This window comes from Microbulbifer maximicatervae (SeqCode) (assembly GCF_052468295.1).
This window is the reverse complement of record NZ_CP174340.1, coordinates 2,585,717-2,608,038: the sequence shown is the minus strand read 5'-3', so window position 1 is coordinate 2,608,038 and position 22,322 is coordinate 2,585,717. Positions and strand designations below refer to the sequence as shown.

Here is a 22,322-nt window from a genome sequence, read left to right as displayed (position 1 = left end):
TAGATAGAGTATTTCAGGGGCAATAGTTGCTGAAACTGGAAAATAAACTATTTGCCTAGTCTAAGTGTTGATCTAAAAGTCTAACTGTCTTCATAGAAAATTGTTAATCCCTTAAGCGGTGTTTACATTGGGTCATAGTGAATGTGCAATGTATTTTATTATATTACTGCCTCAATAGCGTGAGACTGGAGGGTGCTTCTATAGGTTCTGCATGTGTGTGATCTCAAGAGTATATTTTTCATAGCACTGCCTGCGAATTGTCATCTATTGGTAATTTAATTGTTTTGAATGCTCAGGGCCTTATGTATGACGACTTTATTTTTGTTGTGCTGACTATGATTTTTGCGTTTAGATGTTAATTATAGTTACGTATTTATTAATATTTTTTAGTGTTGGGTTTTTGGTTGGGAATTGGTTGTTTAAGCTTTTCTTGTGATGGGAAATTCCACTGGTTTGAATTTGATGGGTGTGTAAATTTATGAAAATAATTGTCAGGAACCGTGTTGATAAACCGTGGTCTATAGATTTGTAATAATTATTATATTCGAGGTTTGCCTCGCCAGGTAATACGAACCTGTTTCAAACGGGGAAATTAGGCAAGGTTGAATAGCAGGTAAAGAGATGAATTTACAAAAATCCAAACTAGCATCGGTAGTCAATCAATCCGTTTTTATGTGCTTACTTAAGGCTGGAGTATTGTTCGAGGTTAGATCAAAGACTTTCCTAATTACCACTCTTGCTAAGTTATGCGTAACTGTATATAAATACAGCTATCTCGTTGATCTGCAAGGGAATACGCCATGGCTCGCAACAAGGTACAGTTTCAGAAGGGTATTAGTTTGACCCAATTCCTCAAAATGTACGGCAGCGAGGAACAGTGCTTCGATGCACTGTCGCAGTGGCGTTGGCCCAATGGCTTTAGTTGTCCTCACTGCGGGCATGACAAGCATTGCGACCTCGCTTATCGCAAGCTTAAGCAATGTAACCATTGTCGGCGTCAGACATCGATTACCTCTCGTACAATTTTTGACTCCACGAAGCTCCCCCTCACCACCTGGTTTCTCGGTATTTTCCTGATTACTCAGGATAAGAAGGGCATTTCCTCTATGGAGCTATCTCGACATCTAGGTATCTCTTACAACGCAGCATGGCGTATGAAGCAGAAACTCATGCAAGTGATGATGGAGCGAGACCAACGATACAAACTGTCCGGTTTTATTGAACTAGATGATGCCTATCTCGGTGGTGAGCGTACTGGATGCAAGCCCGGGCGCGGAGCCAAGGGTAAAACTCCCTTTGTGGCGGCCGTTGAAACAACCAAGGAGGGACGCCCAACCCGTATTAAGCTCTCAATTATCAAGGGCTTCAAAAGCAGTGAAATTTCAACCTGGAGTAAAAAGTACCTTTGCAGTGGCAGCACAGTCATCTCAGATGGTCTTCCATGCTTCAATGCCATTAAGGAGGCCGGTTGTGTACATGACAAAATTGTTTGTGGTGGTGGCCGAGCTTCTGTTGAAGAGCCTGAGTTCTATTGGGTAAATACAGTACTTGGTAATTTAAAGAGTGCGCTACGTAGCACTTACCATGCTATTAGGCCGAAATATGCACAGCGCTATTTGGCAGAATTTCAATATCGCTTTAATCGGAGGTTTGATTTGTCGGCACTCATTCCAAGATTGATTTACGTCTCTCTTCGGACACCACCGATGCCAGAAAGGTTGCTAAAAATTGGCTTAGCATAAGTGGTAATTAGGAAGACTTTTAGTCGTAGTGATGAAGGGGCTGCCGATGGGTAAATTATCGGTGCGGGAAACAGCATCTGATCGCTAATTTTAAAATTATATTCGCTCTGGTTGAAAAACCTCTAGCTATCACTTTTATGCAGGTCCATTGCCCGCAATTTGTTGAGCGATTTGTCTCCCTTAGTAGCAGGAAATGGGAGAGCAAGCCGCGCTCAGCTTGGCTCAGCATCTAAAAAATAACTATCTGATAAGAGAATCATTTTGATGTTTGGCCTTCTCTTTATTATCGACGCCATGTCTATAGGGATGTATGAAATTAATCGATGTGAAGTGGTAGGGATCAACATAGGGGGCAGGTTTGTAGTTTGCAAGCAGAGACTTGCGAGAAATATTACTCGGCATGATTTCTACAGCCTGATGCGATTTACGAAAGCATACTTACGGCCACTGATAGATGTACTGATTCAGCGCGCCCTTTAATATCTAAGGACGTAATACAATGAACCATATCTTTTTAAAAACGTCAGCCTGCTTTTTAGCAGCCGGCTTATTACTGGCAACGGATGTTGTACAGGCTCAGAAGACGAAGGGTAAGCAGCCCAAGGGACAAACCAGTGCTTATCTAGGAGAAACCAGCCGGTCAACTCTTTCCAAAGGTGTACTTGATCGGCTTGAGCGGACATCGGGGAAGTCTGGTGAGCTTAATAGACCTAGAGATCGTGTTGTGTTTTGGTTTAACACGATGCTCGACTCATCGGCTATCGATCATACTCCCGACCCTGATACCGGTGAAGTGGATTTCTACCAGGGGGGGCCTACCCGGTCCAGTCGCGCATTCGCCATCGTACAAACTGCTGTGTTTGACGCTCTGAACGCCTTTGACGGTAAATACCAACCTTATAATGATCTCGGTGTGCTCGACACCAGAGATGCATCCAAAGATGCAGCTATCGCTTACGCCGCTTACGAAACCTTGCGCGCACTCTACCCCGATCAGGCAGAGCGATTGCAGGAATTACTGCAATCCGACCTCGACCAGTCAAGAGATAGTGCCGAAAGGATTGCCAAGGGCCAAGTGATTGGCGAAGCCGCCGCTGCGGCCATACTCGCGGTGCGAAGCAACGATAAGGCCGACCACTTGGAGCCCGCTTATGGTGAGGGCGGCGCTGTCGCGGATGGGGATGACACCTATCACTCTACATCGGTCAACACGGGTGCTACGGTACCGGGAGAATGGCAGCCTGATCCCGTGGATCCTGTTGGCCACGATTCCGTGGCTCTCGGAGCCTATTGGGGCAGTGTGACACCTTTTTCACTAAGTTCAGGTGATCAATTCCGCAGTCCGATTCCGCCTACAATTACGTCTGAGGAATATGCCGAAGCCTATGAGGAAGTGGCGGCCCTCGGCGGGTCCCCAGCCAATACTATTACCCCATCGACATCCACAGCAGAGACACGATTTATCGGGAATTACTGGGGATATGACGGTGTACCGTTATTGGGCATTCCCCCGAGACTATATAACCTTATCGCCCTGCAGGCAGCACTGGATAACAAAGTCGAGAATGAGCTGGATCTGGCCCGGTATTTTGCTTTGATCAATGTGGGGCTGGCGGATTCTGGTATCGCTGCGTGGGACAGTAAATACTATTACAATTACTGGAGACCGGTTACCGGTATTCGCATCGATGACGACAACCCATCGACCTTGCAGGATGAGCAATGGTTGCCGGTAGGGGTGTCAGTCATCAATACCACCATTGCGATTAGGCCAACACCGCCGTTCCCCTCCTACCCATCGGGTCATGCTACCTTCGGTGCTTCCACCTTCGAGATTATGCGCAGTATGTTTGGAGATCAGCCCTTTACTTTTGTATCGGAAGAATACAATGGGGAAGGCTTCGACCCTTTCACGCCGGATACACCGAGGCCTTTGGTACCTGTCCGTTTTGAATCCTATACCGCCGCTCAACAGGAAAATGGCCTCAGCCGCATTTATAACGGAGTGCACTGGGACTTTGACAATATTGCAGGCCAAGTCATGGGCGAGCAGATCGCGCAGAACTTAATGAACAACGTCGAAGCATTTACCCTAATCAATAGACCACGGGCTCGTAGGTAATTATTTTTACACTGTGAGCTAAATCCTCTCTCCATCATGTGCCGCTCCGTAAGGGGCGGCTACGCCAAAGGTAACTCACCGTATGAATAGCAATCGATATATAACAGTGGCATTGTTGGGAATAGTCGCCTTTGGGTTTTTAGTTTCGCAGCCATTCGTAAAGCCAGTTGAAAACGAAAAGGTCTGGGTAAGTGAACCGAAGCCTGCACCGGATGTTGAAAGCGTTATCCACCCTGCAAAAACACCCGCTTCAGTGGCACTGGCCAACAACGACATCAAGGCTGCATTTGAGCGGGATACTGTTATCAAGCTGAATAGCATTGTTCGCCGATCTCTGACTACTATTCGTAAATATGATGCTGAGATAAAAACCGTTCGAGAGGAAACTCTTGCGGCGACTCAGGACGGAGTGAATGACCAGCAAGTAGCAACTGCCAGGGCGAGTCTCGCCAAGCTGCATGAGTGGGATCTGGAAGCATCCAGGGCTCTCAAGGATATGAACGCAGCTGTTGAAGAGCTTGAGGCAAGTGAAGAGCACTACAACGCAGCGATTTTAGCGGGTATGGTGCGTTTCGTGGAGACTGTGTCCACTGAAATAGGAGATGAGTACACCAAGCTGACAACAATGGTGGGGAAGGGGACCGTAGCAGCAAAATTGTGATATTCCACTAACAAAATCGGCTTGAGAGTTATCGAGATTGTACTGAGCAGGAAGATGATGACATATCGATTGATTTTGGTTTGGGGGAGTCTGCAAGGATGAAAGTAACAGGAAGTTCCGCCTGGACTGTTTTTGTGTAGCCTTACCCTGGTTACTTTATCACTTCACTTTTTACAACCGATTATCATAGAGGTCATTCCATAAGGCAGCCTGTCGGTAGCTGAACTCTGGGACTTCGCTGTGAGCCAGGCTGGCTGCGGCGATTCAGATAGAATTTTTTGTTACCTGGGGAGAGTTATCTTTCCGCTGGCAATCATCTCTTCAATCTTTTTACTGAGATTCTCGAACGTAAATGGTTTCTGGATGCAATCCAGTACCCCGTCAGAAATTACTTCCTGAACTTTACTATCCACGCTGTAACCGGTGGAGAGAATAGCCTTCACTTCGGGGTTAATCCGTTTTAGAAAAGCGAATAATTCTTGTCCATCCATGCCTGGCATAATCATATCCAGCAGGACCAAATCTACTTCATCACTATATTTTCGGTAGTAAGTTATTGCTTGCTCTGCGGTTGCAAAGGTAACGACACTATGGCCGTTCATTTCGAACAGGGCTTTAGAGTAGGTGCGGACAATTGCCTCATCGTCGACAACCATAATGCGCAACTTGCGCTCGCGAGCTAGTTTCTTGGCCTGGTATGTTCGCTTTTTGACTGGGGGTTTGGAGATTGGCAGGTACAGCTTAAAACAGCTGCCAATTCCCTCACGGCTCTGGCACTGTATAGCGCCTTTATGTAAATGAATGGTGCCGTGCACCGCGGCGAGGCCCAGTCCAGCACCACGTCCACTTTCCTTGGTAGTGAAAAATGGTTCAAAGATACGGCGTCGCACTTCGTCAGACATGCCGGTGCCATTATCGGTAATCGTTATTAAAAGGTACTGGCCTGACTGTATCTCAAAATCGGCGATAGAAGCCGATTTATCTATGGTGATATTAGCTGTGACAAAGCTCAGGGAGCCACCAGAGGGCATAGCATCTTTGGCATTGATTCCGATGTTTAGCAAAGCGCTCTTGAGTTGAGCTGGGTCGCCCACGATATGCGGGCGATTTGCATCTAACTGCTGCTTAATCTCGATTCTGCGATCAATAGTACGGGTTAACATTGCGCAAACATCGCGAATGATTTCGTGGGTATTGCAGCTCTTAAGTTGATAATTCCCCTTGCGGGCAAAAGTGAGTAGCTGTTTGGTCAGCTCTGCGGCATGGCGGGCAGTGGTTAGTATGTGATTGGTATACTCGTTAATTCTGGTATCGGTAGAAATTTGCCGAATAACTTCAGCATAACCATTGATCCCATGAATCATATTGTTGAAGTCGTGGGCAATGCCACCGGCAAGCTCACCGATGGCTTGCATTTTTTGAGCTTGGCGAAGCTCTTCCTCCAGTAATCGCTGTTTAGTGATATCCGAACCAATACTCAGAATTCCTGCAGGATCTCCCTTTTCATCTGAAATAATTTTATTGGTCCAGGCAATCCATACTCGTTTACCGCACTTTGTAATGTTCTCATTAATATTGTAACGGTGTTCCTCTGGGAACTGGCAAATACGGTCTATCAATTGCCGCAGGTCTCGGCCGCTTGTTTCGCTAGCAGGGACAATCGTGCCGATTAAATGCCTACCAATAATTTCGGCTTCGGTATAACCAAATAATTGTTGGGCGTACTCGTTAAAGGATGTGATACTGCCGTGTTGATCGCATCGCATTATGATCGAGTTTGCATGCTCCACCAGCTCCCGGTAGCGCTCCTCACTTTTACGTAAGGCTTCATAGAGCTGGGATGAGTCTTGACCCGAGGTGGCAGCAGTAGACGGTGAAAGGGGAAAAATGGGCATATTACTTTCCTTGATCACCTATTTTCTCCTCCTGAGCGCAGCTGCCTGCTTTTCCGCCAGAAATTCCACCATGAAGGCGTCCAAAAGTATATAGCCGGGGCGGTGTATTTTGACCGTGTAGACATTCTTTGCTGACTGGCTGTTATTTTTAGTTCGTATTGTTATCAAGTGTGCTTTGGTGGTACTGGGGTAACTCTCAGGCTCAGTTATGGCCCCTTGGATTGGGAGATGCATATCTCTAAACAGTCGTTTATGACAATTTGGATAGTGGCGCTATCAGCACAAACTGGTAGCATTCACCGCCATATTCAAAACGATTGGATGAATGACTATGCAGCTGCAACCCCGATTTCTCGGGCGCAGTATCGCGGCTCTGTTAAGTGCCTCGCTACTGTTGTCCGCATGCGGTGAGAAGCGTGTTGACAGCGAGCCGAGATCCCTCGATTTCGCTCGTGTGGACGCCTTCCCCTCCACTTATTCTGTAACCCAGTCCCGTCCTGTGTTGATTCAGGGAGCTACCCTGCTCACCGGTACCGGGGAGCAGCAAGAAAATGCGGACCTGTTGTTTGAAAATGGCAAGATCAAGGAGATCGGTAAGGGGTTGCAGGCCCCCGAAGGTGCCTTGATTGTCGATGGCAAAGGTAAGTGGGTTACTCCCGGTATTATCGATGTGCATTCTCATCTGGGGGATTATCCAGCTCCAGGGATCGAATCTGCCCAGGATGGCAATGAGATGACCTCGCCAAACACTGCCCAGGTTTGGTCGGAACACTCTGTCTGGACTCAAGACCCCCAGTTTCCCTTGGCTCTTGCCGGAGGTGTAACAACCCTGCAAATCCTGCCGGGCTCGGCCAACTTGTTTGGCGGCCGCAGTGTCACCCTGAAAAATGTACCCGGTCGCAGTGTCCAGGATATGAAATTCCCCGGCGCTCCCTACGGCTTGAAAATGGCCTGTGGTGAAAACCCCAAGCGGGTTTACGGTGGAAAAGGTAGCTCTCCCTCAACTCGAATGGGTAACGTGGCCGGCTATCGCGATGCTTGGATTAAGGCGAGTGCCTACAAGCAGGAGTGGGAGGATTACGTTGACAACGGAGGGGATGAGCCCAAGCGCGACCTGCAGATGGAAACTCTGGCGGGCGTACTCAATGGCGATATTCTCGTTCACAACCATTGCTACCGCGGTGAGGAAATGGCGGTGATGATGGACGTTGCCAAGGAATTTGATTTCAAAATTTCCACTTTCCACCACGCAGTGGAAGCATACAAGGTTGCTGATCTGCTGGCTGAAAACAATGTTTGTGCAGCAATGTGGGCCGATTGGTGGGGCTTTAAGCATGAGGCCTACGATATGACCGAGGCCAATATCGCCATTGTGGATCAAGCCAAAGCCTGCGCAATGATTCATTCGGACTCCGGTGTTGGCGTACAGCATTTGCACGAGGAGACCGCGAAGGCAATGACTGCGGGTCAGCGTGCGGGCTTCGATATTCAGCCCAAGGATGCAGTGGTTTGGATGACTTTGAACCCCGCCAAGGCCCTGGGTATTGCCGATCAAACTGGCAGCCTTGAGAGCGGCAAGATGGCGGATATCGTTGTTTGGTCCGGCAGCCCCTTCAGTGTTTACACCCATGTAGATCAAGTTTTCATCGATGGGGAATTGATGTTCGATCGCGCGGACAAGAAACGTCAGCCACGCACCGATTTCGAGTTGGGTATTCTCGATGCAGAGGGAGAGCGACTGTGAGAAAAGTAGCTGTTTATTGTGCGCTGGCCCTGGGGTTGATGTCAGCCACTGGCCAGGCAGAGACCATCCTGATCAAGGGTGGCAAGGTACACACCTTGGCGGGGCAGGGCAGCCTGGAGTCCGCAGATATTCTGGTTGTGGATGGTAAGGTCCAGCAGGTAGCCCCCTCACTGGAGGTGAATGCAGATCAGGTAATTGATGCGCGCAACAAGGTGGTGACGCCCGGTGTGATAGCGCCCATTTCTGAACTGGGGTTGGTCGAGATCAGTGCGGCCAGCGCCACCAATGATCACCAGGTGACCGGTGACAGTATCGGTAGTGCCTTCAATCCGGTACCTGCTTACAACCCTAAGTCCACCCTGATCCCATTCAACCGGGCGGGTGGAGTCACCAGTGCCGTTGTTTCACCGGGAATCAGCACTTGGGACAGCGGTGCTATCGATGCTCAGCGGATATTTGCAGGGCGCAGTTTTGCCATCAAGTTGAATGGTGAATTTGATAGCGTCGAAGCAAAGAATGTTGCGCAAAAAGCTTATCTGGGAGAGTCCGGTGGCGAGCTGGCCGGTGGTAGCCGTGCCAACGCTTATGCCAAGGTGGAGAGTGCTCTGCGTGAAGCTCAGGAGTATCGTGATAATCGTGCAGCGATCCACCGTGGAGAATGGCGAGAGCTGGATTACGATCTGGCAGATCTGCAAGCTCTGCAGCCGGTGATCGATGGTAAGGAGCCTTTGATGGTAACTGCCAACCGGGCCAGTGATATCCTCGCAGTATTAGAACTGGGTGAAACCTTTAAGGTGAAGCTCATTATAATCGGTGCAGCTGAGGGCTGGATGGTTGCCGATAAACTGGCGCAAGCACAAGTGCCTGTTGTGATCGATGCAATCAACAACATTCCAGCATCATTCTCAAGTTTGGGCGCACGCCTGGATAATGCTGCACTTCTGGCCAAGGCTGGGGTGACGGTAGCTATCAGTGGCCCAGATATGGTGGCTAGCCACAACGTTTACCTCTCGCGCCAATCGGCGGGCAACGCTGTAGCCCATGGTATGCCTTATGAGGAAGCGCTAAAGGCAATCAGTAGCAATGTTGCTGAGATTTTTAATCTTGAGGGCGGTACGTTGGAGAAGGGCGCGGTTGCGGATATTGTGATCTGGAGCGGTGATCCCCTGGAAGTTACCAGCTACGCTGAGCAGATCCTGATTGAGGGTGAGAATCAATCCCTGGTGAATCGCTCAACGCGCCTCAGAGATCGACACCTCAAGCCCGCAAAGGGCCATGAATTTGGTTACAAGCACTAGTATGCAAAGAGCGGGCTTCTAGCCCGCTTTTCTTTTTCCGCCTATTGATCTGAAAGGTCCATTGGCTTGTACAGGATTTGTGTGGCGGAATACTTGCTTTCGGGGATATATTCCCTGGCCAGATTGATAAGAACAAGGAAAAAACATGGCGAATATCACAGCACTCTACACCGGCCTCTGTGCGCTTCTGATTATTTACTTGGCATTCAGGGTAGTCGAGTTTCGTCGCACAAAGAAAGTGGGAATTGGAACCGGAGATGATCGTTTCAATGAGATTAGGGTGCGAGTTCACGCTAATGCGATTGAGTACACTCCGATAGCGTTGCTTCTGTTGCTGGCTGCAGAGTTGGGCGGTTTGCCCGCACTGTGGTTACACCTCTTTGGGGCGCTCTTTTTTATCTCACGGGTATTTCATGCCTATGGACTGACCAAGGGCAAAGGCGGGCTGCACTTTGGGCGCTTCTGGGGAACTTTAATCAGCTGGGTCGTTATCGTTGTGTTAGCGGTCATTAACGTTGTTAATGCCGTAATTAATCTTTGAAGTTTATTGGTGAGGCTCAGTATGAGCCCCACGCAAAAAAGCCCGGTAGAACCGGGCAGAGTACAGGGATGAATCTATAAGCGTTTACTGATTGGCGGCGAGCGGAGTTACGCGATCATCTTCGCTCTCCTGCACCATGTTTTCGTCTTCTTCGAGTAGTACTTCAGGCTTCCCTTTACAGGCTTTAGCCAGGGCATCGCGGCGTTTGGCCAACAGCAGGCCGATCTCTTCGCCCACTTGCTCATCAATGCTGTCGATGTGGCGCTCAATCAGCGACGTGATATTAGCTGCGAGCTCCAGCATCTTATCGTGTTCTTCAGCGTCTTTTTTGTTGTCGAACATTGCTCCGTCTCTATCGCATTTCCAAACAGCTACTACGGCCATCGTGTGCCTCCCAATCGTCTATTAGACTGTCCACTTAGTTTGTATGCCGCTACCCTAACTGTATAAATATTCAGTGTCAACGATGCGGTGAAGAAAGGGCCCTATGCGGTCAAAAGACCAGCAGGTGCGATGATTGGTCCGCCATTAAGCGTGAACACTGTCATAATGTGCATACAGCCAGACGCATTCCCCCCGGGGCGACTGGCTGTCTTCACATCATTTAACAGGCCCGCTTGCGGGCCTGTTTTTTATTTGGGTGTGGTGAAACTGATGTAGTGAAGCTTTCTGTAGGTCTGTGGCTTTAGATGCTAAGGATCAGCCGGGCTGCCAGTCCTATCAGTAAGATCCCGAAAACCTGTTGGATACGATGGCCAATATGTTTGCTGACCAGCTGGCGTTTACGGCTGGCGTGAACCGCCAGGGCAACGATGCAGTACCAAACTGTATCCACTCCTGAAACCAGGGCCGCCATGCCCAGCTTGGTGCTCAGGGCCTGTTGTTCTGACACAAACTGGCTGAATAGGGCGGTGAAAAATACGGCGATCTTGGGGTTGAAGAAGGCAACACCAAAACCTTGAGCGATAGAGCGCTTCAGGCTCTGGTGTGGAGGTTGTACGGTTGCAGTACTGGTACCCGGTGCGGGCGCACTGAGGGCTTTCCAGCCCAGGTAGACCAGCATTGCTGCACCGGCCCACTGCAGAATGTTAAATAGAAGAGGAGAGCTAGTAATCAGCACCGCCAGGCCAAATGCGGTAAGAATTGCGTATATAGCGACCCCGGCTCCGTGAGCAATAGCACTGGCCAGGCCTTGCTGTAGGCCTGAGGAGGCGCTGCGTAAGACGATAAGAAGGCTCGGTCCCGGAGACATAGCGCCGAGGGCACAGATCCCTGCGAGAGATAACCAACTGAGTAAATCCATTATTTAAAGCCGCCCCCTTGAGCCAGCCATTCTTTTTCTGCTTGAGTGGAAGTGCGACCCAAAGCCGCATTGCGGTGAGGGAAGCGCCCAAATCGCTCGATGACCTCTTGATGGGCAAGGGCGTATCGATAATGAGTGTCGAGATAGGGCGAGGCAATTTTGTCTTCTGCGAAGGTTTGCTGCAACTGTCGAAAGTAGTCTACCGAGTGTTGCTGGGTCACGAGGTCTTCGCTGTGCTCTAGCGGCATGCCCAGGAATACCTGCTGGTAGAGCCCAAGATTCGGGGCCTCTCCGCGCTGAATCAATGATATCGCTATTGCCAGTGCCAGGGAGTCTGTAGCGAATGCCTGGCGGGTGCCTCGGTAAATGTTTCTGGATAATTGGTCACAAACCAGTAGCAAGGCGAGTTCGCCTTCCAAAGTTTGCCGCCAACGGTCCAGCTCTCCACGCAGCGCTGACTCGGCAATAGCTCCAAATCTTGCCTTGATGTCGGCGTCCACTTCCGGAGTAGCGGCAAACCATAAACTCTGCTTCTCCGCAGCAATAGAGTTACCACAAATATCAGTGCCGCCAAACCAAAAAACCAGGACATCATCAGGGGTTGTCATATCGAAGTTCTCATTCCGTGTTGTGTTCCGAGTTTATCCGATCGTTCCAGCCCAGTGATGACCATTAGAAGGTGGTTCCAAGTGTTGGCGTAAAAAAAATTATACACCTGCATCCAACTGGGCTCCCTGAATCGTCATAGTGGCGTACAAGGGAAAATCGGGAGATCACAATGTTTACTGCGAGATCAACTAAAAAGGTACAATTTTGCGTCGCGCTATCTCTGGTAGTTGCGGCTCTGCAAGTGGGTCAGGTTAATGCCTCCGAGCTGACGCTTTCCCAGGATGGGATTCACCGAGAGCTCACCCAGAAAATTGATCAGCAAATACTTAAAAAGCTTGGTGAGTGCACTGATAAGAGTGAGGAAGTTAACCGGCTACCTCCAGTGCGTATTGCTGAGGAAAAAGAGCCCCGAGGAGGAATGGCTTACCCCTACTCCAAGGCTCGAATGATGGTGATGTAGGTCACCCCCCCAACGACGGTTTACACCACTGATAACGAAAATGATTAGAGAGTAAGTAATGAGAGCGAGAAATAAACAATCATTCCAGGCAGTCATCTGCTGTTGGGTGGCCATTGCGGCATCCAGCATAAGCATGGGCAGCTGGGCCCAGGAGGAGGACTCATTTGTCCCAGAGCCCCCGCCGCCGCCAGGTGTGGAAGCCTCCGAATCTGAAACCCGCGTCCGTATATTGCGTGAAGATGGTGTTCTCACGATCAAATCCGAAGGCGAGAATGGTGAGAAAAGTGAAGTTCGGGTTGACTTGGGGCAGGACTTTGGCGGCCCCCTAAGCCAGGAAATTATTGAACGGCTGAAAAGCAAGGGCATTCTGGATGTAGACGGCAAGGTAACTGAAGATACCCTGAATAGCGTACCGGACAATGTCAGAATCAGGTTATCGGAGAGTCGTGATTACCGTGGTAGGCACTGGGATCACCATGATTCACACCATTCAGGAAGTGACGACTCATCGGTAATCCCAGTTGTAGCACTGCTCTGTATATTTGGTATGCCGGTATTTATTGTCTGGTTGGTAACGCGCAGCAGCTATCGCAAGAAACAACTGGTTATGAGCAATATCAACCAGATGGTTGCTGATGGTCGGGATGTGCCCCCGGAGCTAATTGATCTTTTAGATGAGAGAGAGCCAAATAGCTCCAGTGATCGCGGTATCACTCTGATTGCAATAGGCGCTGCAGTATTCATCTCCCTCTCAGCTCTTGCAGGTATTGGAGTAGGCAGTCTTGGCTTGATCCCTCTGTTTATCGGTGTGGCTCGCTATGTGAACTGGAAGCTTGATAACAAGCAGGTGTAGGAAAGGCGAGTATGGACCTCAATGACGAGGAATTAATCAGGCGGGCCGTCAAAGACGGGGACCAGCGGGCATACGCCCAGCTGGTTCGTCGCTATCAATCTCAGCTGCGATACTCGCTCCGACAGCTGTGTGATGGTGACCAGGGTCTGGCAGACGATATGGCGCAGGAGGCCTTTATTAAGGCCTATAAGGCGTTGCCGGCGTTCAGGGGGGATGCCCGCTTCAGCACCTGGCTGTACCGTATCGCCTATAATCTCGTCATGAGCCACAAGCGTAAGAATATGCCCGATGTGGATCAAGAAGCAGTGGATAGGGCTCAGGCCGATGAGACTATTGAAGAATCTCGGCAGTTAGGGATGGCTAGGGACCTCACTGCCGCGATGGATACCCTGAGCGGCCCGCAGCGGCAAGCAATCCATCTGTGTATGCACAGGGGCTTTTCTCATGAGGAGGCGGCAAGTATTATGAAATTGCCGCTTGGTACGGTAAAATCCCATGTCAATCGTGCTCGGGCCAAGTTGCGTAGCTTGCTTCAGCCCTGGCGTGAGGAGGTGGTAAATGGTTAACTTTGAACAGCGCAACACGAAAGGTAACGCCTTGAGTGAAATGGCATTAGAGGGCAACGACCGGGAGTTTGACGCCTGGCTAAGTGAACAGCTCCAGTTCAACGAGCCCCATTTGGATAACGATGGTTTTTGTGACCGCGTGATGGCCTCGCTCCCTGCGCAGCCTAAACGCTCAAAGCGTCGTTCCAGTTATTCTCAGTACATCGCGGTAGCAGCTGCCTTAGGGATCATTGCCTGGCAGTTCCCTTTCAGTGAGGTAGTTGCCGAGATGGCCAAGCAATCCATTAGCTTGTATAGCTTGGTAGGTGTTGGACTTTTATCTTCTTTAGCGGTAATGACCGGTGGCATTTTCGCCGCACGCCGCTAACGAGAGCCTGCCTTTATAGAAGCCCGCGCCTAAATCATGATAGGGCGGGCAGCTTCCTTTTTTACTTTGCAAGCTTTCCTTAAAGTTTTAGTGGGCTCGCTTCATATTAAGAGTGTGTCTGGCCTTCGAGTAGATTTTTGTCAGCCTTTGCAGCGAGCGTGCTCTTCAGCCTGGTTGCACATCTCTTTCAATATGGTTTTCCCCGCCTCTTCATAGCCATTGTTCAGCAGGTATTCTGCTGTCTCAACTGTGGCATCGATCCCGCTCGAAACTTCTTTGATGGTATATGCGATATGGAGTTTTAATTCGCTAGCTGCGTTTTCAGAGTCGGAAATGGCATGGTGGGCCATCAAGCGCTGCAGGGTATTGGTGGGAATAACTACTTTGAAGCCAAATTTATCTGATAAATTACGGTAGTGATTTGTCAGTCCATCAAACCCACTTACTTTAAGTTCGTAAGTAGGTTCCCACCCTGTAAAGGTGTGTTGAAGGGCAAATTGCATAGAGTGATGTTTAGTCGTTCTGTGGGATTGCTCTGGGAATTTCTGGAAGGTAAAGGTTGCGCCCGGTACATTTGCGAGAGCTTGGCTCAATTCGTCAAATGGGACTTGCATATGATTCCCCTCGTTAGCGATGGTCACGGTTAGCGGGGAAAGCTCTTTGAGTTGTTTAGGTGCTAAATTGGAAACTCGCCCGGTTATATATTTATCCTCTAATGACGGGCTAAAAGCAAAGTACTGTGAAAATGGTGCTTTGTCGTTTAGCCAGTAGTCCAGTACGAAGCGGCCAGAGTTGGAGTGCCCAGACAAAATACTAAAATCTGCGACTCGATAGTTTTTATTGATATAGGGCACAACTTCGTTCGCTAGGAACTGAGAAAATGCTGTCGATTTACCTTGATCCGGGCGCAACTCCTTGCCCATTCCCTCTACACCAATCACGATAAAATTGGGCACTTGGCCTTCAAGTAAATCGATAGTAGACAAAGTAGAAAGCATGTCCCACTGAGCATGTAATACGTAGAGCACAGGATATTCTTTGTCATTATCCTTATATTGTTCGGGAAGTTTCACCAAGATGGTTCGGTTTTCACCAAGGAAATCTGATTTGATTTCCGTCTTTTGTGCGAGAATAAAATCTGAAGCATTTGCTATCAGCGAACAAACACTTATCAAGGCTAAAAATAGAACTCTCATTTTCCACTCTCCATGTAGGTATTATTTTAGGGTGTAACACTAAAGTTCGGGTTAAATTAACCAGCTAAAACTGGCTGAAGAAAGCTGCTTTTGCCTACTTGTCAGGTATTTTCAGTAGAGGGTACTCGTGTCGACGTGCGCCGATGTTTGTGCCGGAAGAAGTTAACAATTTATTGTTATATGACTTAAATCTATTTATTGACCCTTTAGATGTCAAGTGCCTTGACTGGGAGATATGCCTTGTTGAGTGGGGGTAAGTCGATGAAGTAGGGCCTGCAGACTTAAAGCTTAGGGCAGGCTGAAGTCAGTCTGCCCTAAGTTTAACAAAATAGTGAATGCTACTTAGTTTCTATATTCTCCAGAAATTGATCGACCACTGCATTGAATTCATCGGGCCTCTCCCAAAACATCATATGCTTTCCCATATAAGCGGTAGTGGCGGAAGGGGTATTAGCTTTGATCCATTTGTCAGCCACTTCCTTAACTTCATTTCGTACCACATATAGCATGGGAATCTTCCCTTCAAGGCCGATAAGGTCTTTGCTGTAGTCGAGGTAAAAACCAGTAGCGTTGGTAATTGCGGCGACGCTGCTAGAGGTTTGATTGGCGATATCAGACACCCAGGCAATATTTTCTGCAGTGGGATTTTCAAGCATCCATTTGACGAACTCTGCAATCACATTTTCGCGATCCTCAATAATCCCCTCAGTGAATGAGCGCGAGTATCCGTCCGAATCATCATTCAGATACCAGACCCACTCGTCCCGGCTGGCCCCAGAAATATCCGGGCCAGTGTCGATCATAATCATGGCTTTTATCTTGTCAGTGCCGAACTGGTTGAGATAGGCCAGTTGCTCGGTCACTCCATAGGACCAACCCGCGAGAATCACGCTATCAAGCCCCAGCTTGTCAATCAGTGCAGCTAAGTCTCGAGCGTGTTGCTGATAAGTATGGCCCTCAACAGGCTTGGATGACATGCCCTGGCCACGGGGATCATAAGCTAGCGCGCGATACTGGGTGGAGTCCTTGAAATGGGCAAGTTGATGCTCGAAAACCTTTGTAGACATCATCCAGCCGGGAATAAAGATGATTGTCGTATCGCCATTACCCGCTTGTTCGTAGTGGATAGTGAGAGAGTTGTCGATCTTGATTCTCTCTGCTGCCACATAAGTAGAAAAAATAGACAGGATGCTAAATATAATTACCAGATGAAGAGTCTTCATGACGCAAATTAACCCAATAAAATTTCTATAACGTTATCAGAGGAAGTTTGTAGGCGAAGGGGCTTCGGCTACCAATATTCGCTTATGCCCACATTGTACCGTGGAATTACTCCTATTAGTTGTTGCTGCAATATTGCCGGCCATATAAATTGCACAAACGTTCGTTTTATAGGGTTGATTGCTTAAAGCCAAAGCAGGTGGGAGCTTACGGTAGTTGGTTATGATTTTTCCCGTTTGGGTTGGTATAAAAATCTACCTAATTACCACTCTTGCTAAGTTATGCGTAACTGTATATAAATACAGCTATCTCGTTGATCTGCAAGGGAATACGCCATGGCTCGCAACAAGGTACAGTTTCAGAAGGGTATTAGTTTGACCCAATTCCTCAAAATGTACGGCAGCGAGGAACAGTGCTTCGATGCACTGTCGCAGTGGCGTTGGCCCAATGGCTTTAGTTGTCCTCACTGCGGGCATGACAAGCATTGCGACCTCGCTTATCGCAAGCTTAAGCAATGTAACCATTGTCGGCGTCAGACATCGATTACCTCTCGTACAATTTTTGACTCCACGAAGCTCCCCCTCACCACCTGGTTTCTCGGTATTTTCCTGATTACTCAGGATAAGAAGGGCATTTCCTCTATGGAGCTATCTCGACATCTAGGTATCTCTTACAACGCAGCATGGCGTATGAAGCAGAAACTCATGCAAGTGATGATGGAGCGAGACCAACGATACAAACTGTCCGGTTTTATTGAACTAGATGATGCCTATCTCGGTGGTGAGCGTACTGGATGCAAGCCCGGGCGCGGAGCCAAGGGTAAAACTCCCTTTGTGGCGGCCGTTGAAACAACCAAGGAGGGACGCCCAACCCGTATTAAGCTCTCAATTATCAAGGGCTTCAAAAGCAGTGAAATTTCAACCTGGAGTAAAAAGTACCTTTGCAGTGGCAGCACAGTCATCTCAGATGGTCTTCCATGCTTCAATGCCATTAAGGAGGCCGGTTGTGTACATGACAAAATTGTTTGTGGTGGTGGCCGAGCTTCTGTTGAAGAGCCTGAGTTCTATTGGGTAAATACAGTACTTGGTAATTTAAAGAGTGCGCTACGTAGCACTTACCATGCTATTAGGCCGAAATATGCACAGCGCTATTTGGCAGAATTTCAATATCGCTTTAATCGGAGGTTTGATTTGTCGGCACTCATTCCAAGATTGATTTACGTCTCTCTTCGGACACCACCGATGCCAGAAAGGTTGCTAAAAATTGGCTTAGCATAAGTGGTAATTAGGAAAATCTATATTGGGTGTGATTGCTCGGTACTTATCCAGAATTATCATAATGAAGAATAAAGGAATAAGTGACAGTACTGAGAAGTGTAGTGCAATGAATTTGGTCTCCTCTTGTATGGGAGTGGAGGAAAATATAATTACTTCGATAATAAGTAAGAAAATAAATAAAAAACACTTATTGAAATCTGATATTGAGTCAAATATTTTGGGACCCAATATCCAATGCTTCCAGGATTTGTGCGCAATAGCATCTAGTAAGTAATAGAGACCGCAGGTAAAGCTAACCAATGTTGTAAGCAGTAGTTCAAATACCCAGGCGGGAGGCTTGCCTGGAGCGGGAGGCCAAGCATTCGTAACTCCAAATTCTGTAAAAGAGAGAATGGCAAAGAGACCGGTCGCCAGCAGTACAACTGGAAATCGAAAGACTAAAATTACCATACAGATTGCAGCAAAGGTCTCGAATACTCTCTGGGTTGGCATAAAGATCTCGGCGTGATCCGCTACCCAGGCCAAGGCTCCCCGATACCAATACGGTGTATTCCCGTATTCGACATAGGAGTTAATGAGACCTCGGTACCCTTCTACTGTAAACCAATTTAATAGCCCATCCTCAAAAACCTGAAAGACTAACATTACCCCGATGGTGAAGGTAAAAAGATCAATCCAGCGCCCTACTATTGGAGTTGAATCCTGTTTGGGGGGAGTATTTCGATACTTGTCTAAATACTTTGAAGCTATTGATAAAATGGCAATGGTAATGCTGGATAGGGCGCTTACAGTGAATATGTAGTCGCCACCATTGCGTGACATAACAAAGACCCCAAATAAGAGAGCAGATGCTACAACAATCGCACAACCCCAGGTTAATAGGCTTACTCTCGGTGCTATCACCGCGCCTAAAAGCCGAGAACGAAAATTGTATTGAGAGTCTTTATGGAGCTTGTAAATACTAACTGCCAAGATTAAGGCAAATAACGCAGGTGACAAAAACTCGAAGTACCAGCTGTTTTCTCCCATGTAAGTCAACCCCCACAGCAAGATAAAGCCGAAAAACATGAGTGTCGCGCCCAAAACAATAAAAACACGCAATATCAAGAGGGTCCCAGCAAGCAATAGTGCCAGGTGGAGTGTATAGGTCACAAAAGCTGAGTAGGGGATAAGGTAGCTGGCCAGTGATTTGACAAGTGCAGGTGTGCCCTTAATTTGTACAAGCTGATGTAATGAACTTGCAAAGACATCGGGCGCCATTTGCCCATTAAAATAGCGCATAATAACTAACTGAATACAGGCTGCGCCTAAGGAGAGGCTGATAATGGCTAGCCAAGTAGTTTGAGATGTGGCGCTTCTTGCTTGCTCAGTACTCAAGTGTAGGCTGGATATAGGCATGTATCTTATCCGAGGCCTTTTAAGATTGATTGCCTTATTAGTGATTATGGCAAATTAGGTAAATAACTTACAAATTTTCGCCGTGCTGATGTTGTTGTAACTACAAGGCTGGCTATAGCCAACCTTGTAATCTATGAATTGATAAGAAAATTCCAAAGCGACATTTGGCGACAGCTTTAATTATGAGTTTCTCCACTCTGCAGCCAAGTCAATTGCTTGCTGTAAGATTGGCCATTCCAAAAGGCTTTGCTGGTATTTGGTAGCTTTCTCGCTTAATGAGATATTATAAACATATAGTCTATAAGCGAGTATTGCGTAAAATGCGTCTACAGCCCCAGCAGAGTCGAACATGAAGGGCAGTTTTGCTTCCGAGAAAATATCTTCAATCCTTTTTAACTCAGTCTGAATTCCAGGGTTCATATCCGGAGAGGAGTTGCTTTTATCTAAAGTGAAAGGGCAGTTGCTTCTTAAGGCGATGAAACCGGAGTGAAGTTCAGCACATAGGCTTCTTGATTGTGCTCGCTCAATATTTGATGAGGGGTACAAGATGCCTTTGGAGAGCTCATTAAAATACTCAGCGATTGCCAGTGAATCATGAATGTAAGTATCTTCAAGCAACAATACAGGTACAAGTCCAGCTTGGGAATATTTAAGTACCTCGTTTTTGTAGTTAGGGCTGGAGAGGTCTATGGCTTTGATCTCAATGTCAAGGCCTGCGATTTGGGCGCATATCCAGACTCTTAAGGACCAGGTGGAATCAGTGCCTGTGATTAATTTCAAAACATGTACTCCTTTTTGGTGTTGCTGGAGAAAGTGGCAGGGTATTCAAGAGTATCTGAGAAGCTATATGTTGCCTCCCTTCGCGATATTTAGAATAGAGTATGCAGAATCTAGTGTTTAAACATTATACTGAGACTTTCATGCTGACTGAAAATTTAAGGGTGAATTTAGAGGTAGCATTAATTAGTCAGATAGCTTCTTCAGTAGTTCAATAATGTTAGGTTTTTCATCTGTTTTTCTCATAAAATACCGGGGGTATACCTTGTTTAAGTCTGGACCTCTCAGTAGAAAAATAAATTCTTCGCCTAATGATGACCCTTGGATGTTGCCGAGTTGATAGTGCCACATTTCCCAAAGTTCTACGTAAAATTCCGGGGGGACATGATCAAGGTTGCTTTTAATTACACCATTTGGCATCAATTTAACATGGAGCCTAATCTTATTCCCTGATAAAGGTCTGGTTCTCCCATCTGGAATAAATGTGATTTCTCCGCTTGAGGTGGTCATATCTACCTTTTGAACCAGAACCTGCAGAACGTGATCGGAGCTTTCTAGAAGCTGTTCCAGTGTTGCAGGCTCTATAGATGTTCCATTTGCACAGTTAGAAAATAGTAAAAAGAAAATCAGCTTTTTCATGAGTATTATCTATTTTTGTAGGTTATACCAGGCACAACATTGATTGCCTAGGGTGGAGCTTTTTAATAGCTGTTTTCGTCAGTAATGATAGTATTTCTGTCTGGTTTCGATGGTTTTTCTATTCTGGTCAGAATATGGAGAGTCAACTCACAGGCCGCTACTTACTTGTGCCTTATTACTCAGCGGTAGTTCAATAATGGCCAATCACACCACTGCTTACAAGGAGGTATCTCTATATTTTGGTGTTAAATCATTTTTGGATTGGATTTCGGTAGTCGCTATCTAGGGCTTTAGTAAGTGTTTGTTCGGGAAATACCTGTATCGAATCGTTGGCATGTGCGATAAAGGTTATCGGTAAAAGAATGAGTGTCAGAAGAGCCCATGATAGAGTTTTATTATACCTTATATGCACCTTGATAAGCCTGAATAAATTTTTTAAAGCAAATACCATATCTTTTTTATCTACATGTTTTGTGTCGATTGGTATGCTCTGGGGCTTCGATTCAATAACGGACTTTAGTGTATTTCTGTTAAGTGGTTATTTTAAGTATCACTTATTTCAAAGATCCCTGCTTTCAGGAAAGTGATAGAGAGATGTGTGTTTTGAAGTCTTTCTTCTCGAGTAATGTAGGGTGTGGATTGGGTTTTTATATTAGATGGATTTTACTGCTATATATTCTATAGGCTTTGTTTGATGAGGCGTTCTAAAATATAGCCATTTAGCCGCTCCCAATATTGGAGGCTGTATTTATTATCTATTAGAAATGGTGTCATTGTGAGAGAAGCCCGTCAGAAATTCGTGTAGGTGGTGATTGCTGACGGAAAATGAAAATTTGGATTATGGCTGAGTTTATCATCTGGGATTAGATGAATGTTAAACATTACAAAAGCAAGAGCTTTTGGGATTTCTAGATGGCAAGATTTCGAGCTCGAAAAATTCTGTCGCGAGGAACAAATTGAATGTGCAGGTCTCGAGAAACATTCGGTGCACTGATATGGGAATAATCTCCGGTAGCTGTGAATTTATACATTTGTAAGTTCCTTCCGGCAATATACCTTCCCAATCCCCAGTAACCCTGATAGTTAATGGCTTGATCATCGGGGATTTGGTTTGAAAGAGTGCTTATAGTACGAGCAACACGTCGGCCTCCAATCATGTTTCTTCCCATTCTTAACCCTGTGACATGCGCAGAACCTATAGGGATTATTCCTCCTGGGCGTCCGCCTATATTAAAGTGGTGAATAATTCTTCTTGCTATTCCCTTTTGACGTTTTTCTGAAGATTTCCACTCTCCATTTCCTCTCCATGAATCTACACAGGCTATATCCCAACTTTCCCGAGAAGCTATATTGATTAATAGCGCTGATGTTTCAGTGTCAGTTACGCCACCCGCGAAATAGTCTTTTATCCTATTGGGGTAAGCGGAGAGAGTTCCTGCAGCTTTTATTTCATGCGGTGCTTCGACGAACAATGAGTGAGGCTGATTGCTATTATCAGCTATAGCTTCAGCTGCAAAGGAGAAACCGTGAGGTACATCATTGTGCGGCTCTTGGACAATCACTAGCCCTCCGGCTTGCAATGTGGCGCGAACACGAGCCTTTGCGTCTTGCAGGGTTATATTGTTTACTGGCATTTTATATCTCCATCTTACT

Annotated in this window: 21 protein-coding genes; 11 read left to right on the top strand and 10 right to left on the bottom strand. The window is 47.2% G+C overall.

The features are described 5' to 3' along the window. The first annotated feature begins 800 nt into the window (after positions 1 to 800). From ACJJIQ_RS11830 to ACJJIQ_RS11820, 3 genes are all read left to right on the top strand, one after another. A complete protein-coding gene (locus ACJJIQ_RS11830; protein ID WP_445362153.1) occupies positions 801 to 1,742 on the top strand; it encodes an IS1595 family transposase in 942 nt (313 codons plus the stop codon). A 499-nt stretch (positions 1,743 to 2,241) separates the two neighbouring features. Further along, entirely contained in the window at positions 2,242 to 3,864 is a 1,623-nt protein-coding gene (locus ACJJIQ_RS11825; protein ID WP_445364707.1) for a vanadium-dependent haloperoxidase, read from the top strand. Between the two features lie 82 nt (positions 3,865 to 3,946). Then, positions 3,947 to 4,525, top strand: coding sequence for a hypothetical protein (locus ACJJIQ_RS11820; RefSeq protein WP_445364706.1), 579 nt, complete (start codon positions 3,947 to 3,949; stop codon positions 4,523 to 4,525). Between the two features lie 281 nt (positions 4,526 to 4,806). Here the strand turns inward: ACJJIQ_RS11820 and ACJJIQ_RS11815 are convergent, their stop codons facing one another. Further along, positions 4,807 to 6,420 carry a hybrid sensor histidine kinase/response regulator gene (locus ACJJIQ_RS11815; protein ID WP_445364705.1) on the bottom strand — a complete coding sequence of 538 codons (1,614 nt, stop codon included), beginning with the start codon at positions 6,418 to 6,420 and terminating at the stop codon, positions 4,807 to 4,809. Between the two features lie 331 nt (positions 6,421 to 6,751). Here ACJJIQ_RS11815 and ACJJIQ_RS11810 point away from each other — a divergent pair, with 331 nt between their 5' ends. The 3 genes from ACJJIQ_RS11810 to ACJJIQ_RS11800 all read left to right on the top strand — a co-directional run bounded on the left by ACJJIQ_RS11810 (position 6,752) and on the right by ACJJIQ_RS11800 (position 10,003). Beyond that, the gene (locus ACJJIQ_RS11810) at positions 6,752 to 8,164 is read left to right on the top strand and encodes an amidohydrolase (RefSeq protein ID WP_445364704.1); all 1,413 of its coding nucleotides are present in this window, start codon (positions 6,752 to 6,754) and stop codon (positions 8,162 to 8,164) included. After that, positions 8,161 to 9,462, top strand: a complete 1,302-nt coding sequence (locus ACJJIQ_RS11805; RefSeq protein WP_445364703.1) for an amidohydrolase family protein — start codon at positions 8,161 to 8,163, stop codon at positions 9,460 to 9,462. Before ACJJIQ_RS11810 ends, ACJJIQ_RS11805 begins: the two co-directional genes overlap by 4 nt. A 145-nt stretch (positions 9,463 to 9,607) precedes the next feature. Continuing rightward, the gene (locus tag ACJJIQ_RS11800) at positions 9,608 to 10,003 is read left to right on the top strand and encodes an MAPEG family protein (RefSeq protein ID WP_445364702.1); all 396 of its coding nucleotides are present in this window, start codon (positions 9,608 to 9,610) and stop codon (positions 10,001 to 10,003) included. Between the two features lie 84 nt (positions 10,004 to 10,087). On the opposite strand, the gene ACJJIQ_RS11795 is transcribed toward ACJJIQ_RS11800, so the two are convergent. From ACJJIQ_RS11795 to ACJJIQ_RS11785, 3 genes are all read right to left on the bottom strand, one after another. Beyond that, positions 10,088 to 10,387: a YebG family protein gene (locus ACJJIQ_RS11795; protein ID WP_108732704.1), complete on the bottom strand. Its 300-nt coding sequence runs from the start codon at positions 10,385 to 10,387 to the stop codon at positions 10,088 to 10,090. A gap of 301 nt (positions 10,388 to 10,688) precedes the next feature. Beyond that, positions 10,689 to 11,306: a LysE family translocator gene (locus ACJJIQ_RS11790; RefSeq protein ID WP_445364701.1), complete on the bottom strand. Its 618-nt coding sequence runs from the start codon at positions 11,304 to 11,306 to the stop codon at positions 10,689 to 10,691. Then, positions 11,306 to 11,914 carry a DUF924 family protein gene (locus ACJJIQ_RS11785; RefSeq protein WP_445364700.1) on the bottom strand — a complete coding sequence of 203 codons (609 nt, stop codon included), beginning with the start codon at positions 11,912 to 11,914 and terminating at the stop codon, positions 11,306 to 11,308. The genes ACJJIQ_RS11790 and ACJJIQ_RS11785 overlap by 1 nt, the downstream gene beginning before the upstream one ends. Before the next feature lie 170 nt (positions 11,915 to 12,084). Here ACJJIQ_RS11785 and ACJJIQ_RS11780 point away from each other — a divergent pair, with 170 nt between their 5' ends. From ACJJIQ_RS11780 to ACJJIQ_RS11765, 4 genes are read left to right on the top strand one after another with little or no spacing between them, the layout of a single operon-like run. Continuing rightward, positions 12,085 to 12,375, top strand: a complete 291-nt coding sequence (locus tag ACJJIQ_RS11780; RefSeq protein ID WP_413665209.1) for a hypothetical protein — start codon at positions 12,085 to 12,087, stop codon at positions 12,373 to 12,375. 58 nt (positions 12,376 to 12,433) lie between these two features. Continuing rightward, on the top strand, positions 12,434 to 13,228 hold the full coding sequence (locus tag ACJJIQ_RS11775; RefSeq protein WP_413665210.1) for a DUF6249 domain-containing protein: 795 nt from the start codon (positions 12,434 to 12,436) through the stop codon (positions 13,226 to 13,228). Positions 13,229 to 13,239: 11 nt separating this feature from the next. After that, positions 13,240 to 13,794 (top strand): RNA polymerase sigma factor, encoded by a 555-nt coding sequence (locus ACJJIQ_RS11770; RefSeq protein WP_413665211.1) that lies wholly within the window; start codon positions 13,240 to 13,242, stop codon positions 13,792 to 13,794. Then, positions 13,787 to 14,161 (top strand): hypothetical protein, encoded by a 375-nt coding sequence (locus tag ACJJIQ_RS11765; protein ID WP_445364699.1) that lies wholly within the window; start codon positions 13,787 to 13,789, stop codon positions 14,159 to 14,161. Before ACJJIQ_RS11770 ends, ACJJIQ_RS11765 begins: the two co-directional genes overlap by 8 nt. A 140-nt stretch (positions 14,162 to 14,301) precedes the next feature. On the opposite strand, the gene ACJJIQ_RS11760 is transcribed toward ACJJIQ_RS11765, so the two are convergent. Further along, positions 14,302 to 15,357, bottom strand: coding sequence for an alpha/beta hydrolase (locus ACJJIQ_RS11760; protein WP_445364698.1), 1,056 nt, complete (start codon positions 15,355 to 15,357; stop codon positions 14,302 to 14,304). A 338-nt stretch (positions 15,358 to 15,695) separates the two neighbouring features. Continuing rightward, positions 15,696 to 16,580: an alpha/beta fold hydrolase gene (locus tag ACJJIQ_RS11755; RefSeq protein WP_445364697.1), complete on the bottom strand. Its 885-nt coding sequence runs from the start codon at positions 16,578 to 16,580 to the stop codon at positions 15,696 to 15,698. A 333-nt stretch (positions 16,581 to 16,913) separates the two neighbouring features. On the opposite strand from ACJJIQ_RS11755, the gene ACJJIQ_RS11750 reads away from it, so the two are divergent. Further along, the gene (locus tag ACJJIQ_RS11750; protein WP_445362153.1) at positions 16,914 to 17,855 is read left to right on the top strand and encodes an IS1595 family transposase; all 942 of its coding nucleotides are present in this window, start codon (positions 16,914 to 16,916) and stop codon (positions 17,853 to 17,855) included. On the opposite strand, the gene ACJJIQ_RS11745 is transcribed toward ACJJIQ_RS11750, so the two are convergent. The 4 genes from ACJJIQ_RS11745 to ACJJIQ_RS11730 form a co-directional block, all read right to left on the bottom strand. Further along, complete coding sequence (locus tag ACJJIQ_RS11745) at positions 17,847 to 19,253, bottom strand: hypothetical protein (RefSeq protein ID WP_445364696.1); 1,407 nt, start codon at positions 19,251 to 19,253, stop codon at positions 17,847 to 17,849. The two genes, ACJJIQ_RS11750 and ACJJIQ_RS11745, sit on opposite strands and share 9 nt — an antisense overlap. A gap of 180 nt (positions 19,254 to 19,433) precedes the next feature. Beyond that, positions 19,434 to 20,033, bottom strand: coding sequence for a glutathione S-transferase N-terminal domain-containing protein (locus ACJJIQ_RS11740; RefSeq protein WP_445364695.1), 600 nt, complete (start codon positions 20,031 to 20,033; stop codon positions 19,434 to 19,436). Positions 20,034 to 20,216: 183 nt separating this feature from the next. Continuing rightward, positions 20,217 to 20,669: a hypothetical protein gene (locus ACJJIQ_RS11735; protein WP_445364694.1), complete on the bottom strand. Its 453-nt coding sequence runs from the start codon at positions 20,667 to 20,669 to the stop codon at positions 20,217 to 20,219. A 908-nt stretch (positions 20,670 to 21,577) separates the two neighbouring features. Continuing rightward, positions 21,578 to 22,303 carry a hypothetical protein gene (locus ACJJIQ_RS11730; protein WP_445364693.1) on the bottom strand — a complete coding sequence of 242 codons (726 nt, stop codon included), beginning with the start codon at positions 22,301 to 22,303 and terminating at the stop codon, positions 21,578 to 21,580. Positions 22,304 to 22,322: the final 19 nt, after the last annotated feature.

What these genes read in the sequence shown, in the direction of transcription:
- ACJJIQ_RS11830 (WP_445362153.1), top strand. Translation starts at nt 801, where the DNA reads ATGGCTCGCAACAAGGTACAGTTTCAGAAGGGTATTAGTTTGACCCAA.
- ACJJIQ_RS11825 (WP_445364707.1), top strand. Translation starts at nt 2,242, where the DNA reads ATGAACCATATCTTTTTAAAAACGTCAGCCTGCTTTTTAGCAGCCGGC.
- ACJJIQ_RS11820 (WP_445364706.1), top strand. Translation starts at nt 3,947, where the DNA reads ATGAATAGCAATCGATATATAACAGTGGCATTGTTGGGAATAGTCGCC.
- ACJJIQ_RS11815 (WP_445364705.1), bottom strand. Translation starts at nt 6,420, where the DNA reads ATGCCCATTTTTCCCCTTTCACCGTCTACTGCTGCCACCTCGGGTCAA.
- ACJJIQ_RS11810 (WP_445364704.1), top strand. Translation starts at nt 6,752, where the DNA reads ATGCAGCTGCAACCCCGATTTCTCGGGCGCAGTATCGCGGCTCTGTTA.
- ACJJIQ_RS11800 (WP_445364702.1), top strand. Translation starts at nt 9,608, where the DNA reads ATGGCGAATATCACAGCACTCTACACCGGCCTCTGTGCGCTTCTGATT.
- ACJJIQ_RS11795 (WP_108732704.1), bottom strand. Translation starts at nt 10,387, where the DNA reads ATGGCCGTAGTAGCTGTTTGGAAATGCGATAGAGACGGAGCAATGTTC.
- ACJJIQ_RS11790 (WP_445364701.1), bottom strand. Translation starts at nt 11,306, where the DNA reads ATGGATTTACTCAGTTGGTTATCTCTCGCAGGGATCTGTGCCCTCGGC.
- ACJJIQ_RS11785 (WP_445364700.1), bottom strand. Translation starts at nt 11,914, where the DNA reads ATGACAACCCCTGATGATGTCCTGGTTTTTTGGTTTGGCGGCACTGAT.
- ACJJIQ_RS11780 (WP_413665209.1), top strand. Translation starts at nt 12,085, where the DNA reads ATGTTTACTGCGAGATCAACTAAAAAGGTACAATTTTGCGTCGCGCTA.
- ACJJIQ_RS11775 (WP_413665210.1), top strand. Translation starts at nt 12,434, where the DNA reads ATGAGAGCGAGAAATAAACAATCATTCCAGGCAGTCATCTGCTGTTGG.
- ACJJIQ_RS11770 (WP_413665211.1), top strand. Translation starts at nt 13,240, where the DNA reads ATGGACCTCAATGACGAGGAATTAATCAGGCGGGCCGTCAAAGACGGG.
- ACJJIQ_RS11765 (WP_445364699.1), top strand. Translation starts at nt 13,787, where the DNA reads ATGGTTAACTTTGAACAGCGCAACACGAAAGGTAACGCCTTGAGTGAA.
- ACJJIQ_RS11760 (WP_445364698.1), bottom strand. Translation starts at nt 15,357, where the DNA reads ATGAGAGTTCTATTTTTAGCCTTGATAAGTGTTTGTTCGCTGATAGCA.
- ACJJIQ_RS11755 (WP_445364697.1), bottom strand. Translation starts at nt 16,580, where the DNA reads ATGAAGACTCTTCATCTGGTAATTATATTTAGCATCCTGTCTATTTTT.
- ACJJIQ_RS11750 (WP_445362153.1), top strand. Translation starts at nt 16,914, where the DNA reads ATGGCTCGCAACAAGGTACAGTTTCAGAAGGGTATTAGTTTGACCCAA.
- ACJJIQ_RS11745 (WP_445364696.1), bottom strand. Translation starts at nt 19,253, where the DNA reads ATGCCTATATCCAGCCTACACTTGAGTACTGAGCAAGCAAGAAGCGCC.
- ACJJIQ_RS11735 (WP_445364694.1), bottom strand. Translation starts at nt 20,669, where the DNA reads ATGAAAAAGCTGATTTTCTTTTTACTATTTTCTAACTGTGCAAATGGA.
- ACJJIQ_RS11730 (WP_445364693.1), bottom strand. Translation starts at nt 22,303, where the DNA reads ATGCCAGTAAACAATATAACCCTGCAAGACGCAAAGGCTCGTGTTCGC.